Below are 18,053 nucleotides of genomic sequence, written 5' to 3'. Positions count from 1 at the left end.
GGAAAGATGAAAGTTGCTGAATTTATTAGTGCAAAGGCAATGGAAGATATGCGTTTGGAAATCAGTGAATCTGGCGGGAATGAAGTCTTTTTCAGAGGGATTCCTGATGGAGAGGGGCTTGTTTCTGCAGTCGAAGTTATTGCGAGAGGAAATTCCAGTTCTGTTGCTGCATTATTAAATATGATGAGAAAAAATGAAGTTATAATACATAATCATCCGTCTGGAGTGCTAATTCCTTCTGATGAAGATGTGAGTATTTCCAGCATGTATGGGGAAGTTGGCGGAGCTTCATACATTGTGAATAATGCTGTGGATGATATTTATGTGATTGTACCTTTAAAAGAATTTATAAAAATAGATGTGGATGAATATTTTGGTGAAAATGGGGCTATTCATAAGAATTTTGGAAAATTTGAGGTACGACGTGAGCAGTATGAGATGGCTAAGTTTATTGAAAATAGTATGAATGAGAATAAGAAACTTATAGTAGAGGCTGGAACTGGGACGGGAAAGACGATTGCCTATTTGTTGCCAACATTGCTTTATGCCATTGAAAATAATCTAAAGGTGATTGTTTCCACAAATACGATTAACTTGCAGGAACAGCTTATTAATAAGGATATTCCGCTTTTAAAGAAAATTATTGATGAGGACTTTAATTATCAGATTGTAAAGGGACGAGGGAATTATCTTTGTAAGAGAAAACTTTACAATATAGATGTTACAGAGAAGGAAACAGATACGGAAGAGGAAAAAACTGAAAAAAATATTATAAGAAATCTTATTGACTGGGATAAAAATGTTACAAGAACAGGTGACAGGAATGAGCTAAAATACGAAATTTCAAACAGTATCTGGGAAAAAGTGAATAGTGAAGCGGATATGTGTAAAGGAGTAAAGTGTCCGTATTATTCAAAATGCCACTTTTTTAATGCTAGAAAAAATATTGCGGATGCAACACTTCTTATTGTTAATCATCATATGTTCTTTGCAGATTTAGCAATTAGAAATCAGACAGGATTTTATACAAATTATTCAATTTTGCCAAATTATGATATTGTTGTTTTTGATGAGGCTCACAATATAGAAGATACGGCTCGAAATTATTTTACTTTTGAAACGTCAAAAATATCATTTGGACGGCTTATGGGGAATATTTATAATAGACGTGTCGTAAATTCCAGCAATGGTGGGGCTATTGTTAGGTTAATGACTTATTTGAATGAAAGTCTTTCAAGTGAAGAATATGAAAAAGTTGATGAATTGAAGGAAGATGTTATTGCGGAATTAAACGTATTTTACGATAAAGGGATAGATATTTTTGATAAATTGATTTATCTTTTTTCGGAAAATAATGACAACAGGGAAATCAAGATAAAGATTGATAAGCAGAAAATGCGAAGTAACAAGGATTTTCGTGAAGTTATGGAAATTAACAGACAATTTAAGGAAAGTTATGGAAATTTAGTTATAAGAATTAACAAGTTTTTAAATACTGTGAGCAATTATAATTTAGAAGACAAAGAGGGTTTTTTATTTGAATTTTCAAGATACTATGAAAGATTGAAGCAGTATTATAAGAAATTTGAGTTTATTTTGGAAGGGAAAGAAGAAGGGTATGTTTACTGGGCTAATGTTACTACAGTCCGTCCAAATGTAAAATTATATGCAACGCCTTTTGATATTTCGGATGAACTGAATGATAATTTGTTTACAAAAATGGATAGGATGGTTTTTACTTCAGCAACACTTGCTGTTGACAATAAGTTTGACTATTATAAAAAAAGTATTGGGCTTATGAAGGAAAATCGAAGGAAAATAGATGAAAGAATTGTAAAATCTCCATTTAATTATGAAAAACAAATGAAAGTTTATATTCCAGAAGATGCACTCGATCCAACAAATATTGAATTTATGAGGGATTTAACTGGATTTATTGAAGAGGCTATAAGAAGTACAAAAGGACATTGTTTTTTATTATTTACTTCATACAGTGCCTTGAACTTTTTGTACAACCAGTTAAAATCACATTTTTCAGAAAAGGAATATACGCTTATAAAGCAAAATGACTTTCCACGACATGAAATGATAGAAATATTTAAAAATTCTAAAAATCCAATATTATTTGGGACAGACAGCTTTTGGGAAGGTGTCGATGTGCAGGGAGAACAGCTGAAATCAGTAATTATTACAAAATTGCCGTTTAAAGTGCCAAATGATCCTGTAACTGAGGCAATTATTGAAAATATTAGAAAAAATGGACAAAATCCGTTTAATGACTATCAGGTTCCGCAAGCTGTAATTAAGTTTAAGCAGGGAGTTGGAAGGCTTATACGAAGTAAAACTGACAGCGGGAATATTATAATTCTTGATAACAGGATAATAAAAAAAATGTATGGGAAGAAGTTTTTGACGGTTTTGCCACAAAACAAGGTGATCGAAAGTAAAAGTAATATTTTAAAAAGAATGAAATAGAAAGTTTTAATAAAAAAGGGAGTTTTATAAAATTTAGGAAAGGAAAGGAAAAATGAGATTAGATGTATTAGGGAGGGAATTCGTTTTTGAAGTAAAAGAAAAAAATGCAAAAACTAAGGAAACTCAATTTAACATCAAAAACAGATTTACTTTCAGGTTTATTATTTTGACAATAACATTTATGATATTTGGTGTAGTTATTGAAATGTCAAGATTAAATGTTAATTATGTTGTTGGAAGCATTGCAAAATCTGATATTGTAGCATATAAAAATGTATCTTATTTTGTGGATATTTTAGATGACAGCATTGAAGAAAAAATAATGAAAACGACACAGCCTGAATTTGATAAACTGAAGGATGTGAATAGAGAAACTATAATTTCGCTTAACAAATTTTTACGTGATGTACGAAATTTATCTGATGATGCAGCGATTAAAGGGTATATAAAAGATAATAAGTACACGTTTTCGGTTGAGGATATTAAGGAAATAAAGGCAAGAACTGAAAATGTTGAGTATTCTGTAAATCTGACGGACATTATATCAGAAATTTATAGTGATGGAATTTATAAAATGGAAAATCTGTCAAAAATAATACGAAAAAAAGATATAAAAGCTGATAATCTGGATATGAAAGTGCTGCAAAATTTTATAAAGCCAAATCTGGTTATTAATGAAGAGGCTACAAAGAAAAAAATTGCAGATAATATGATGTCGTTAAGGGATAAGGAAATTAAGATTTATAAAGGAGACATTATTGTAAAAAAAGGCGAGACGATTGATTCAGATGCGCTTTTAAAGCTGGAAAAGTTAAATCTGGTAAGAAATGGAGACAAGTTCAGAAAAATAGTTGGACTTGCTGCTACATTTTCGCTTCTTATGATTTTAATTTATTATTTACTCAGAAAAAACGCGAAAAAAGTTGTAGAATCGAAAGCGTTTTATCCGACACTTCTCACAATAATGTTTGTAAACACCATCTATATTTTGTTTTTGAACAATGAATTTTTTATTTATTTACTTCCATTTGCAATGCTTCCGATTATTTCTACAATTCTAGGAAATAGAGTTTACGCAATTATAATGACATTTTCCAATATGATTATTTTATCGCGGGAAGAATCCTGGTTTTTAGTTACAATAGCAGTTTCATTAGTTGCGATTTATAAAGCTGCAAGCCTTGTAAGCAGAAGTGATATTGTAAAATTAAGTTTCTTTTTGGGGATATTTCAGGCTTTGATGTCATTTAGTTATGGACTTGTTAACCAGTCAAGCTTTGGGCTGATGATGTTAATGATAGTATTTTCAGTATTTTCAGGTGTTTTGACTGGAATGTTGTCACTTGCGGTATTGCCGTATTTTGAAGATTACTTTGAAATTCTTACAACGATGAAATTGCTGGAACTGAGCGATTTTTCACATACATTGCTTAAACAGATGCTTATGAAGGCTCCTGGAACTTTTCATCATAGTATAATGGTTGGAGCGCTGGCGGAAGGAGCGGCTGAGAGTATTGGTGCAAATGCTACATTTGCAAGGATTGCTTCATATTATCATGATATAGGTAAAATGAAACGTCCAGAATTTTTTGTAGAAAATCAGCGAGATGGAGTAAATCCACATAATAAGATAAAACCGTCGTTAAGTGCATTAATTCTGACTTCGCATACAAAAGACGGCTACATTATGGGAAAAGAAAATAAATTGCCAAAAGAGATTTTAGATGTAATACTGGAACATCACGGAACAACCTTAACACAGTATTTTTATTATAAAGCGTTGGAAAACGGAGAAGAAGTGGTAGAAAGCAATTTCAGATACAGCGGGCCTAAACCTAGAACGAAGGAATCAGGAATTATTTTGTTGGCAGATACGGTGGAGGCCGCTACAAGAACGCTTGAAAACAAAAGCAAGGAAGGAATTGAAAATTTTATAAGGTATTTAGTAAAATCAAAAATGGACGACAAGCAGCTAAGTGATTCTGACTTGACTTTAGGAGAAATAGAAAAAGTAGTCCAATCATTTATAAATACATTACAAGGTGTTTATCACGAAAGAATAAAATATCCTAAAATGGATGAAAAAATGAAAAAAAATTAAAACTAAAAAATGGAGAAAACTATGCTGGATATTGATATAACTTATGATATTGAAAAAATTGATAATTTCTTTGATGAAGAAAAAATAAAGGAATTTGTTGGTTACATTTTAAAAGACGAATACAAGGAAGAATTTGACAAAAATGAATACTATTTATCATTATTAATTACAACAAATGAGCAAATTCAGGAAATAAACTGTGAATACCGTCAAAAAGATGCTCCAACCGATGTAATTTCCTTTGCATACAATGAAACAGAAAATTTCGGAGCAGTGAATATGCTTGGCGATATTGTAATCTCAATCGAGCGTGTGAAAGAACAATCTAGTGAATATGGACATTCTGATGAGCGGGAATTTTATTATGTTTTGTGTCACGGAATGTTACATTTATTGGGATACGATCATATTGAAGAGCAAGACAAAGTTGTTATGAGAAAACGGGAAGAAGAAATTTTGAGTAAATTTAATTATAAAAGATAAAAAATAGAAAGGAGCAGAAGTTTTGGCGAAAAAAAATAAAGATGGAGAAAATAAAAAAGGGAGAAAATCAATATTTTCCTTGTTTCATAGGAAAGATAGGTATAAATGGGATATAAAAAAGGAGAGAGCAAGAGACAAAAGACTGGTAGATAGTTTTAATTTTGCAATTGAGGGGATGATTTCGGCATTACAGAATGAAAAACATATGAAAGTTCACATACTTTCTGCAATTATTATTGTAATTCTGGCAATTGTAATAAATGCGAGTAAAGTGGAAATTCTTATAATTTCATTGTCTGTGTCTTTTGTAATAATTACAGAACTTATAAATACAGCGGTTGAGGCACTTGTTGATTTGATTTCGCCTGAAAGACATCCGCTGGCAAAACTGGCTAAGGATGTTGCGGCTGGAGCTGTACTGGTTGCTGCGATAAATGCCATTTGCGTGGGATATCTGCTGTTTTATGATAAATTGCTTGATATTTTTGACGGAAAAAATAAGTTGCATGTTATTGCAGGAAGAAAGGGAAATATTGCAATTTTAATTCTAATTTTGGTTTCAATCTTAGTTATCGTATTAAAATCATTTTTTCAAAAGGGAACTCCACTTGAAGGTGGTATGCCTAGTGGACATAGTGCAATAGCTTTTTCTGCTTTTGGGATTTTGCTTTTTATGACATCAGATATAAGAATTTTAGTTTTAGGTTTCTTTATGGCTGCTTTAGTGGCACAAAGCCGTGTCAAATCTGGGATTCATAGTATTCGGGAAGTTCTGGCTGGAGGACTGCTAGGTTTTTCAGTAGCATTTATAATATTGTTTGTAATGTTAAAATTTGGAATTTTATATAACTGATAAAAGATTTAAGAGCAGCTTAAGAATTGTATTAATGGTTATTAGCTGCTTTTTTGATTATATACTTGAATACCTTTAATATTGAACCAGTAAAATTAAATAATTTTAGGAATTGTAGTATGGGTAACAACTTGTTGAGTTATGTTTCGTTTTAAAGCGATATTATTAAAAATCTGAATTTTAAAAATTTCTTTTATTATTCAGTAATTTTTTATCTCTTTAAAGTTTGCTTTTATTTTTGATAAATTTTACAAAATATAGTATAATAAAAACATTGGAATATATTATATAATTTTTGAAAAAATACAATAAAATTTAGAAAAGGAGGAAAGAATGATCTACCTAGATAACTCAGCAAGTACAAAACCACGTAAAGAAGTTATAGATACGCTGATTCAGACAATGGAAGAAGAGTATGCAAATCCTGATGCTATCCACGATTTCTCATATAAAATTCTATTAAAAATCAAAAAAGCCAAAAAGATAGTAGCTGATTATTTGAAAGTTGAAGCTGAGCGAATTTTTTTTACGGCTGGAGGCGGAGACGGAAATAATCTTCTCCTGCAAGGAATTATTAATGTTAATTCACGAATGAGAAAACATCTGATCACGACAAAAATAGAGCATCCATCGGTTTACGAAGTATTCAAACATTATGAGAATATAGGCTTTGAAGTAGATTACCTAAATGTAGATAAAGATGGATTTGTGAATTTGGAAGAACTAAAAGACATTATTAGAGAAGATACGGCGATAGTTTCAGTTGGAGCAGTAAATAGCGAAACAGGGGCAATTCAAGATTTGAGGAAAATTTCTGAAATTATTAAGGGAAAAAATAAGAATACATATTTCCATACAGATTTTGTGCAAGGACTAGGATGTACAAATATAAAATTTGATAAAATTCCTGTAGATGCAATAACAATAAGCGGACATAAAATTTATGCACCAAAAGGAATCGGGGCAATCTATGTGAACAAAGGTGTAAAACTGACAAATGTGATTTATGGTTCAAATGCTGAAAATGGAATTGTAAAAAGAACAATGCCAACAGAATTAATTTTAGCATTCGCAAAAGCTGTGGAAATTTTGGCAAAGGAAGAAAAAAAGGAAATGAAGCATTCACAAAAGCTAAAAGAAATGCTAGCAAATAAAATTTCTGAAGAAATTGAAGATATTAAGTTTAATTCTTCTCTCGATCCTGAAAAATCCAGCCCAAAAGTACTGAATGTATCGTTTAACAGAACAAAAGGTGAAGTGTTGACACATTTTTTAGGAATGTATCAAATTTATGTTTCTACAGGCTCAGCTTGCTCATCGAAAAAGGGGAACAGCAGAATACTGGAAGTTATGGGACTTAACCAGTCAGAACTGGATGGAGCGATAAGGTTCAGTTTTTCAAAGAATAATACAACAAAAGAAATTGGCGAAGTTGTGGAAAGGCTGAAGGAAAGTGTGCAAAAAATAAGAAAAATGAAATAAAATGGCATTTATAATTTATTTAAGGAAAGGGAAGAAATGAGTAATTATACTGATAAAAAGTTGTTAAATACAATAGGACTTTCTTATGGAGAATTATCGTTAAAAGGTAAAAACAGGGGACAATTTGAGAAAAAATTGAGAAATAAGATTAACAAGGTGTTAAAAGGATTTGATTATCAGTTATTCGATGATTTGTCGAAATTGTATGTTTTAATAAATTCTGAAAATTTGGATGAAATTACTGATAAACTAAGAAAAGTATTCGGAATTGTAGGACTTAATCAATCTGCAAAGGTTGAAAGAAATGATGAAATTATTAAGGAAAAGGTATTGGAATTTGCGAATTATGCTTATGAACAGGGAGCTAGAACTTTTAAAATAAAAGTTAACAGAAGTAACAAGGGATTTGAGAAAAAATCTATGGACTATGCCCGTGAATTAGGAGGTCATGTACTTGTAAACAGTTTATTTGAACAAGTTAAAATGAAAGATCCAGATATTATGATAAATGTGGATATTAGAAAAAATGTTTATATTTATACGGACAGAATAAAAACTTATGGAGGATTACCGCTTGGTTCAACAGGAAAAGGACTTGTCCTTTTATCAGGTGGAATAGACAGTCCAGTTGCATCCTTTATGATGGCAAAAAGAGGAATGAGATTAAACTTTGTCACTTTTCACAGTTTTCCATTTACAAGCCATCAGGCTCTGGAAAAAGTAAAAGAATTAACAGATATTTTATCACTTTATGTTGGAAAGACGAGACTTTATTCATTAAATATACTAAAAATTCAGGAAGCGATAAACATTCAGACAAAAAAAGATTTAGCTACAATTTTGACACGACGAGCTATGATGCGTCTAGCTGAAAGATTATCTGGCGTAATGCAGTATCAGGCTTTAATTACAGGGGAAAGTCTAGGACAAGTAGCTTCACAAACGATGGGCGGGCTTACATGTACGAATGCCTCTGTTGAAAAGCTGCCAGTATTTAGACCGCTTATTGGAATGGATAAAACTGAAATAATTGAGATTGCAAAAGAAATTGAGACTTATGAAAAGTCCATTGAGCCGTATGAAGATTCATGTGTGATTTTTGCTCCTAAACATCCAGTTACAAATCCTAAATTGGAAGATGTTTTGGCTGAAGAAGCTAAAATCGAAAATTATGATGAAATTATGAATGAAATCTTTGAAGAAAGGGAATATTTTAATTTCGGATAAATTCGTGTATTTGATTAAATAATCTAAAATAAATGTATTTTAGTTTATAATTTATAATAATTGTATGCATTAGAACATTTAATAAAATAAAATAATAAAAAAGAAAATGGAGAAAATTTATGAAAGAAAAAAAAGAAGGAAGTATAAAAAAAAGAATAGATGAAATGAAGCGAATAATTTATTTAATTTATAGAAATTATCGAGATGGAGAAACACAGATACTTGCGATTTCCTTGACATATTATTCCCTTTTGGCAATATTTCCAGTCGTTGCACTTATTCTGGGAATTACAAAGGGATTTGGACTGGACAAGCTGTTTATACAGAAATTTTTTGAATTATGGCCAGGAAATAATGGAATCTTAAAAGTAATCATAGATGTGGCTCAAAGATTATTGTTGTCTACAGAAAGTAGTATATTAACAAGTGTGGGAATTATTATATTGATTTATTCGGCAGTAAAGGTTTTGATAATGCTGGAAAATTCATTCAATAAAATTTGGAAAATAAATAAAAAAAGATCAATGACAAGAAGAGTTATTGACTATGTTGCAATTATATTTTTAGGGCCAATATTTTTTGTATTATTATCAACATTAAATTCATTTGTTGCCGATGAAGTTATAAGAAATTTTCCAAATAATCCAATTTTAATAAATTTGGTTGTCGGACTTTTGGGGCCTGCTACGTATATTATTTTGTTCAGTTATTTATTTTACATTATTCCAAACACAAATGTCAAAATTAAGCCTGCTGTTTTTGCGGGAGTTGTAACGACAGTTCTAACTTTTGGATGGAAATTACTATTTTTGCTGCTTCAGTCCTCTATTACAAAATACAATATAATTTATGGAAGTCTAGCATTAATTCCTATTTTTTTAATTTGGGTTCAATATGTCTGGGTAACAATTTTACTGGGAGCACAGATAGCGTTTTCAATACAGACATCAGATGAATTTTTATACAATGAAAAAATTGAAATGCCGATAAAAGTTAAAAGAGAAGCTGGAGTTTTGATTTTATCATTAATTATTAAAAATTTTGTTGAAAAAAAAGAAGCGTTTACATATCAAGAATTGACAGACAGACTTGGAATGGAAGTATTTTTTATAAAAGAGATTTTATCAGACCTAGAAAAAATGGGATTTATCAATGAAGTATTTTATGATAAAAATTCTGACAGTCAATATCAGGTTGCTTACAGTCCTGAATCTATAACAATCAGAGAATATATGAAAAAATTTGATACTAAAAATATAGAGTATTATGAAGATATTTTTGATAATTTAAATGAAGAAGATCAAAGCATTCTTGAAAAAATAAGAGAAAAACTGGCAATGAAAAAAATTGAAGAATCTGATACAGAAGCTGAAATGTCTAAAAAGGAATCAACTTCTGAAGAAACGGAAGATAAAGTTGAGATTTTTCAAAACTCTGAGAAACATAGAAAATCTGATGATTTGACAATAGATTTTCAAATTTCTAAAAAAGATAAGGAACTAAAAGAAAATTTTTATGAAAATGAGCCTGAAGAAATATTTCAAAATGATGAGGAAGCTAATGAAAATGAAGAAGAGATTCAAAATCAGATAGATGAAAGTGAAACAGAAGATGTAAAAATAAATTATGAACATTTTGAAAGTAACGGAAAAAAAGCAAAATATGAAGATGGAAGTTGGAAGTTCTTTTAAATTTCAAATTAAAGGAGAACATTATAAATGGGATTAATAATAATAATTATTGCAATAGTTAATATTATTACAATTATAGCTACAATTAGTTTCATTAATAAAAAAAATAATGAAAAAGGGGAAAAAGAGCTATTAAGTCAGCTTAATGAAAATAATAAACAAAATTTTGAAGAGAATAAAAAAAAATTTGACGAAATTGAAAAAAGCATAAATTTAAACACAAAAAATAATTTATTGGAAGGAATAGGCAATTTAGGGACAATTTTATCTGAAAATAATGAAAAACTACTTTTGAAATTTAATGGACTTGGACAAAATTTAAGTAGTACAATGAATGAAAATAATCAGTTGCTATTTAAAAATAATACAGAAAATAATCAACTCTTAACTTCAAATATGAATAACAACATTCAAAAGTTATCAGTTAGATTAAATGAGAATAATCAGGATTTGACCAAAAATATAAATGAGTTTAAGGATAGTCTTACTCAAAATTTAAATGAGAATTTTGAAAAATTAAGTCAAAAAGTTGAAAATAGACTTGATTTAATGAATATGAAAGTAGAAGAAAGGTTATCAAAAGGCTTTGAAGAAACAACGAAAACTTTTGGAAATGTACTGGAAAGATTGGGAAAAATTGATGAAGCTCAGAAAAAAATTGAAACATTATCAAGCAATGTTGTTTCTCTTCAGGATATTTTAACAGATAAAAAAAGCCGTGGAATTTTTGGAGAAGTACAGCTTTACCAAATTTTATCTTCAGTTTTTGGAGAAAAAAATGACAAACTTTATCAAAAGCAGTACAAACTTTCAAATGGAACAATCGCTGATTCCATCATTTTTACTCCAGAACCTCTCGGAAATATTGCAATTGACTCAAAATTTCCATTAGAAAATTATAGAAGAATGTACAGTAGTGAATTATCGCAACCTGAAAGAGAAAATGCTAAAAAAGATTTTTCAAATGATTTGAAAAAGCACATAGATACAATTTCTTCAAAATATATTATAAAAAATGAAACAAGCGAACAAGCAATATTATTTTTACCAGCTGAAGCAATTTTCGCCGAAATAAATGCCTATCACACAGACATCATTGAATATGCTTACAAGAAAAATGTCCGAATTGCCTCACCTACAACATTAATTTCAGTATTAACTGTAATTCAGGTTATGATGATAAATTTAGAAAGAAATAAATATGCCAATATAATTCAGCAAGAACTGGAAAAATTGAACCTCGAATTTACAAGATACCGCACTCGTTGGGATAATTTGCAAAAAAATATCGAAAAAGTTTCAAAGGATGTAAAAGAAATTAATACAACTTCAAATAAAATAAGTAAAAGATTTACAGAAATCTCAAATGTAAAATTTGAAGAAAAAAAAGAAAGTAATAATATTAAAAATTTAAAAATTCTAGTTGAAGAATAATAAATAAACAAAAAAAAACAGACAGGAGCAAAGAATGTCAAAAAATGGAATAATATTTGGGAAATTTTACCCTCTTCATATAGGACATGTAGATTTTATTCAAAGAGCCAGTGGTTTTGTAGATAATCTATACATTTTTGTCTGTAGTGACAATGAAAGAGATAAAAAACTTTTTGAAGAATCAAAAATGAAAAAGATGCCAACTATAAAAGACAGAATCAGATTTGTGGAAAAAACTTTCAAACATCAAAAAAATATAAAAGTCATACATATGGCAGAAGACGGAATTCCATTTTATCCAAACGGCTGGAAACTATGGAGCGAACGAGTGCAGGAAATTCTTTTAACAAATAATATAAAAATTGATATAATTTTTACAAATGAAACTCAAGATATACAAAATTATAAAGATAATTTCCTAACATTACCAAATTTTGAAAAATCTTTTAATAAAAATTTAGAAATAAAAGTAATAGATGTAAAAAGAAATAATTTTCATATCAGTGCAACAGAAATAAGAAAAAATCCCTATGAGAATTGGTTCTTTATCCCAAAATATGTAAGAGAATTTTTTGTCCTAAAAGTAGCAATAATTGGCTCTGAACATTCAGGAAAAACTAATTTGACTCATAAATTAGCAAATTATTACAATACAACCTATGTAAAAGAATACAAAAAAGAATATGTAAAAGAGGAATTACAAAATAAGATAGAAAATTTACAATATGATGATTACAGTAATATAGCTTATGAACATAATAGAAGAATCCTAAAATCCATAAAAAACGCCGATAAATTAACATTCATAGATACGGATTTCTATTCTTTGCAGACTTTTTCAATAATTCAAAACGAAGAAAAGCATCCAGTAATAGAAGATTTTGTCAAACATACCAATTTCGATGTGTTAATATACATAGAAAAGGAATCAAATATTCAAAATACAACAAATAACTATAATAAAATGTCTAAATTTGATAATATATTGCAATCCTTATTGAAAAAAAATAATCAAAAATTTATGAAATTATCTTATAAAAACAGTATCAGCTTGACTAAAAACTATATAAAAAGTATAGATATCATAAATAATTATTTAAAAACTAAATAGATTGTTTAGCGAGATTGTTTAGCGCGTGTCTGAAAATTCTCCAAATGATGAATTTTTAACAAATTTTTCCAAAATCAAAAATAATAAACACTGATTTTATCATGATTTGTATAATTTATAAAATCAAAAAAACATTAAAAATAACATAGATTTTAAGTTTTCAGACACAGCCTAATATAAAAAAATAAAACCACTCTAAAAACACAATTTTTAAAAGGTTTTGTTAGGCTTTTTAAGATTGAAAAACTTAAAACAAGAAAAAAGTTGAAAAAAGTAGTTGACAAATAAATTTAATTATGATAACATATATCTTGTCGATACAAAAAGGTATCAAAGGACAATGATATAAGAATAGAAGAAGCAATAAGTGTAAAAGATAAATATTAATGTCAAGAACTCTTGTCTATAAGATAAGATTCTCGTCAAGACAAAAGGTGAAAATTAAATATATGTAAAATATATTGAATGAAGAGTTTGATCCTGGCTCAGGATGAACGCTGACAGAATGCTTAACACATGCAAGTCTTTGGCGAATCTGTGCTTGCACAGGCTAGCCAAGGCGGACGGGTGAGTAACGCGTAAAGAACTTGCCCTGCAGACAGGGATAACAGACGGAAACGACTGATAATACCTGATACAATTGCCAGCACACATGTGCCCGGCAATGAAAAGTGATGCTGCAGGAGAGCTTTGCGTCCTATTAGCTTGTTGGTGAGGTAACGGCTCACCAAGGCGATGATAGGTAGCCGGCCTGAGAGGGTGAACGGCCACAAGGGGACTGAGATACGGCCCTTACTCCTACGGGAGGCAGCAGTGGGGAATATTGGACAATGGGGGCAACCCTGATCCAGCAATTCTGTGTGCACGAAGAAGGTTTTCGGATTGTAAAGTGCTTTCAGCAGGGAAGAAGAAAGTGACGGTACCTGCAGAAGAAGCGACGGCTAAATACGTGCCAGCAGCCGCGGTAATACGTATGTCGCAAGCGTTATCCGGAATTATTGGGCATAAAGGGCATCTAGGCGGCCAGACAAGTCTGGGGTGAAAACTTGCGGCTCAACCGCAAGCCTGCCCTGGAAACTGTTTGGCTAGAGTGCTGGAGAGGTGGACGGAACTGCACGAGTAGAGGTGAAATTCGTAGATATGTGCAGGAATGCCGATGATGAAGATAGTTCACTGGACGGTAACTGACGCTGAAGTGCGAAAGCTGGGGGAGCGAACAGGATTAGATACCCTGGTAGTCCCAGCCGTAAACGATGATTACTGGGTGTGGGCATGAAGAGTGTCCGTGCCGAAGCTAATGCGATAAGTAATCCGCCTGGGGAGTACGGCCGCAAGGCTGAAACTCAAAGGAATTGACGGGGACCCGCACAAGCGGTGGAGCATGTGGTTTAATTCGACGCAACGCGAGGAACCTTACCAGATCTTGACATCCTACGAATGCCTGTGAGAACAGGCAGTGCCTTCGGGAACGTAGAGACAGGTGGTGCATGGCTGTCGACAGCTCGTGTCGTGAGATGTTGGGTTAAGTCCCGCAACGAGCGCAACCCCTATCGCTAGTTGCCATCATTAAGTTGGGGACTCTAGCGAGACTGCCTGCGAAGAGCAGGAGGAAGGTGGGGATGACGTCAAGTCATCATGCCCCTTATGATCTGGGCTACACACGTGCTACAATGGCCGGTACAAAGAGCTGCAAAACGGTAACGTTTAGCCAATCTTTAAAGCCGGTCCAAGTTCGGATTGAAGTCTGCAACTCGACTTCATGAAGCCGGAATCGCTAGTAATCGCAGATCAGCAATGCTGCGGTGAATACGTTCTCGGGTCTTGTACACACCGCCCGTCACACCACGAGAGTTGTTTGCACCTGAAGCCGCCGGTCCAACCGTAAGGAGGAAGGCGTCTAAGGTGTGGATAGTGATTGGGGTGAAGTCGTAACAAGGTATCCGTACCGGAAGGTGCGGATGGATCACCTCCTTTCTAAGGAGTAACAAACACTGCTTCTTCTTATGTCTTTTGGGCGTGTAGCTCAGGTGGTTAGAGCACTGTGCTGATAACGCAGGGGTCGCTGGTTCGAGTCCAGCCATGCCCACCATATTAATTAAAGTCTTGGGGATATAGCTCAGTTGGGAGAGCGCTGCCCTTGCAAGGCAGAGGTCAGCGGTTCGAACCCGCTTATCTCCACCAATTATATTTAGGACAATGGGAAATGAATAGTAGGTAAAAGATTACAATAAACTAGAGTAAAAGTTATTCTGGAGAAAAAAGCTAATAAGGGCACACGGAGGATGCCTAGGCAACAACAGCCGATGAAGGACGTGATAAGCTGCGATAAGCCGGGAGTAGATGCACATAATCGTTAATCCCCGGATTTCCGAATGGGAAAACCTGCATATCTGGAGGATATGCGTGAAAACGGTAAGCCCGTGAACTGAAACATCTAAGTAACGGGAGGAAAAGAAAGTAAAAACGATTCCCTAAGTAGCGGCGAGCGAACGGGGATAAGCCTAAACCGTGTCAGTGTCAAGCGGACAGCATTGCTGACACGGGGTTGTGGGACTTCCATTAACGGATTGTCATAATGTTTAAGTTGTATGTATGTAAGTAGAATCAGTTGGGAAGCTGAACCAAAGAAGGTGATAGTCCTGTAGAACATAAAATATATATAACAACTGGAAGCACCCGAGTAGCGTCAGGCACGAGGAATCTGGCGTGAATCAGCGTGGACCATGTCACGTAAGGCTAAATACTGTTGTTGACCGATAGTGAAGAGTACCGTGAGGGAAAGGTGAAAAGAACCCTGAGCAAGGGAGTGAAATAGAATTTGAAACCGTGTGCTTACAAACGGTAGGAGCACTTTATGTGTGACTGCGTGGATTTTGGTTAATCATCCTGCGAGTTATGATCAGTGGCAAGGTTAATAAAGTGGAGCCGAAGGGAAACCGAGTCTTAATAGGGCGTTAAGTCGCTGGTCATAGACGCGAAACCTAGTGATCTAGGCCTGTCCAGGCTGAAGCTGAGGTAAGACTCAGTGGAGGGCCGAACTCACCGCCGTTGAAAAGTTGGGAGATGAGATAGGTCTAGGGGTGAAAAGCCAATCGAACTAGGAGATAGCTCGTTCTCTCCGAAATGCATTTAGGTGCAGCCTTGATGTTAAGATATGTGGGGGTAGAGCTCTGTATGATCTAGGGGGCGTACTGCTTACCGAAATCAAGCAAACTTCGAATACCATATATTAATCGTCAGGAGTGAGTCCATGGATGACAAGGTCCATGGACGAGAGGGGAACAGCCCAGACCGCCAGCTAAGGTCCCTAATTATGTCTAAGTGGGAAAGGAGGTGGATATTCACAGACAACCAGGAGGTTGGCTTAGAAGCAGCCATACCTTGAAAGAGTGCGTAACAGCTCACTGGTCGAGAGTATCTGCGCCGAAGATGTAACGGGGCTAAGACATAAACCGAAGCTGCGGAGGCGTGTTTTCACGCCTGGTAGGAGAGCGTTCTGTAGGCCGTCGAAGGTAAGCTGTAAGGCTTTCTGGAGGCATCAGAAGTGAGAATGCAGGAATGAGTAGCGAGAAGGCGGGCGAGAATCCCGCCGGCCGGAAGTCCAAGGTTTCCAGGGGAAGGTTTGTCCGCCCTGGGGAAGTCGGGACCTAAGCATAAGCAAAAATGTGATGGCGAATGGAAAACAGGTTAATATTCCTGTACCACTATTATCGCTTGAGAGACGGAGTGACGCAGGAAGGTATGTGAGAAGACTGACGGATTAGTCTTTCTAAGGGCGTAGCATGGACACGCAGGTAAATCCGCGTGTCTAAATGTGAGACCTGATGGGCAAGTGCATTAGCATAAGTTACAGATCCTACACTGCCAAGAAAAACTTCTATCGATGAAAAATAGTGCCCGTACTGTAAACCGACACAGGTGGACAGAGTGAGAAACTTAAGGCCGACAGGATAACTCTAGCTAAGGAACTCTGCAAAATAGCCCCGTAACTTCGGGAGAAGGGGTGCCTGATATACCTGAAAGGAGAAACACCTCAAGGGGAAACAGGCCGCAGTGAAGAGTCCCAAGCAACTGTTTACCAAAAACACAGGTCTATGCTAAGCTGAAAGGCGACGTATATGGGCTGACACCTGCCCAGTGCCGGAAGGTTAAGAGGAGGAGTGAGAGCTCCGATTTGAAGCCCCGGTGAACGGCGGCCGTAACTATAACGGTCCTAAGGTAGCGAAATTCCTTGTCGGGTAAGTTCCGACCTGCACGAATGGTGAAATGATTTGGGAGCTGTCTTGGCTGGAGACCTGGTGAAGTTGTAATGTCGGTGAAGATACCGACTACCTGCAGTAGGACGGAAAGACCCCGTGGAGCTTTACTGTAGTTTGGCATTGGGTTTTGGCTGTGTGTGTATAGGATAGTTGGGAGACTGTGAAGTTAAGGCGTCAGTTTTAACTGAGTCGTCGTTGGAATACCAACCATATGCCGTTGAAATTCTAATCTGGTAACGGAGACAGTGCTAGATGGGCAGTTTGACTGGGGCGGTCGCCTCCAAAAGAGTAACGGAGGCGTTCAAAGGTTCCCTCAGGCTGGATGGAAATCAGCCTAAGAGTGCAAACGCATAAGGGAGCTTGACTGCAAGACTGACGGGTCGAGCAGGTACGAAAGTAGGAGTTAGTGATCCGGCGGTTCCGTATGGAAGGACCGTCGCTCAACGGATAAAAGCTACCCCGGGGATAACAGGCTGATACTTCCCAAGAGTCCATATCGACGGAAGTGTTTGGCACCTCGATGTCGGCTCGTCTCATCCTGGGGCTGGAGAAGGTCCCAAGGGTTGGGCTGTTCGCCCATTAAAGAGGCACGCGAGCTGGGTTCAGAACGTCGTGAGACAGTTCGGTCCCTATCCACTGCAGGCGCTTGAATACTGTAAAGTTCTGACCTTAGTACGAGAGGACCGGGTTGGACAGACCTCTGATGTATCAGTTGTCACGCCAGTGGCATGGCTGAGTAGTCACGTCTGGAACGGATAATCGCTGAAAGCATCTAAGCGAGAAGCCGTCTTTGAGATGAGTATTCGTAGTATCCATGGAGAACACATGGTTGATAGGCCAGAGGTGTAAGTGCAGCAATGCATTCAGCTGACTGGTACTAATATTACATCTGCTTTTTAGTTAATCTTTTACTACTACTATTTATTTCTCATTGTCT

General features: G+C 34.6%; 9 protein-coding genes, 2 tRNA genes and 2 rRNA genes. All 13 read left to right on the top strand.

What is annotated here, in order from left to right:
• The first annotated feature begins 6 nt into the window (after positions 1–6).
• Positions 7–2,475, top strand: coding sequence for a helicase C-terminal domain-containing protein (locus LEBU_RS09245; protein WP_015770070.1), 2,469 nt, complete (start codon positions 7–9; stop codon positions 2,473–2,475).
• Between the two features lie 52 nt (positions 2,476–2,527).
• Entirely contained in the window at positions 2,528–4,576 is a 2,049-nt protein-coding gene (locus LEBU_RS09240) for an HD family phosphohydrolase (protein ID WP_015770069.1), read from the top strand.
• A gap of 21 nt (positions 4,577–4,597) precedes the next feature.
• Positions 4,598–5,059 (top strand): rRNA maturation RNase YbeY, encoded by a 462-nt coding sequence (gene ybeY, locus LEBU_RS09235; RefSeq protein WP_015770068.1) that lies wholly within the window; start codon positions 4,598–4,600, stop codon positions 5,057–5,059.
• 22 nt (positions 5,060–5,081) lie between these two features.
• Complete coding sequence (locus LEBU_RS09230; protein WP_157859521.1) at positions 5,082–5,912, top strand: diacylglycerol kinase; 831 nt, start codon at positions 5,082–5,084, stop codon at positions 5,910–5,912.
• A gap of 333 nt (positions 5,913–6,245) precedes the next feature.
• Positions 6,246–7,394 carry a cysteine desulfurase family protein gene (locus tag LEBU_RS09225; protein ID WP_015770066.1) on the top strand — a complete coding sequence of 383 codons (1,149 nt, stop codon included), beginning with the start codon at positions 6,246–6,248 and terminating at the stop codon, positions 7,392–7,394.
• A gap of 36 nt (positions 7,395–7,430) precedes the next feature.
• Positions 7,431–8,621: a tRNA uracil 4-sulfurtransferase ThiI gene (gene thiI / locus LEBU_RS09220; protein ID WP_015770065.1), complete on the top strand. Its 1,191-nt coding sequence runs from the start codon at positions 7,431–7,433 to the stop codon at positions 8,619–8,621.
• Positions 8,622–8,740: 119 nt separating this feature from the next.
• Positions 8,741–10,312: a YihY/virulence factor BrkB family protein gene (locus tag LEBU_RS09215; RefSeq protein ID WP_015770064.1), complete on the top strand. Its 1,572-nt coding sequence runs from the start codon at positions 8,741–8,743 to the stop codon at positions 10,310–10,312.
• Positions 10,313–10,339: 27 nt separating this feature from the next.
• A complete protein-coding gene (locus LEBU_RS09210) occupies positions 10,340–11,746 on the top strand; it encodes a DNA recombination protein RmuC (protein ID WP_015770063.1) in 1,407 nt (468 codons plus the stop codon).
• A 34-nt stretch (positions 11,747–11,780) separates the two neighbouring features.
• On the top strand, positions 11,781–12,857 hold the full coding sequence (nadR, locus tag LEBU_RS09205) for a multifunctional transcriptional regulator/nicotinamide-nucleotide adenylyltransferase/ribosylnicotinamide kinase NadR (RefSeq protein WP_015770062.1): 1,077 nt from the start codon (positions 11,781–11,783) through the stop codon (positions 12,855–12,857).
• A 462-nt stretch (positions 12,858–13,319) separates the two neighbouring features.
• Positions 13,320–14,831: ribosomal RNA gene (locus LEBU_RS09200) — 16S ribosomal RNA — on the top strand.
• A gap of 38 nt (positions 14,832–14,869) precedes the next feature.
• Positions 14,870–14,946: transfer RNA gene (locus LEBU_RS09195), tRNA-Ile, on the top strand.
• A gap of 16 nt (positions 14,947–14,962) precedes the next feature.
• Positions 14,963–15,038: transfer RNA gene (locus LEBU_RS09190), tRNA-Ala, on the top strand.
• Positions 15,039–15,112: 74 nt separating this feature from the next.
• Positions 15,113–18,017: ribosomal RNA gene (locus LEBU_RS09185) — 23S ribosomal RNA — on the top strand.
• Together the 16S and 23S rRNA genes with 2 tRNA genes alongside form the textbook arrangement of a ribosomal RNA operon.
• The last annotated feature ends 36 nt before the right edge of the window (positions 18,018–18,053 follow it).

This window comes from Leptotrichia buccalis C-1013-b (assembly GCF_000023905.1).
Lineage (GTDB): Bacteria > Fusobacteriota > Fusobacteriia > Fusobacteriales > Leptotrichiaceae > Leptotrichia > Leptotrichia buccalis.
This window is presented reverse-complemented; position numbering and strand designations above follow the sequence as displayed.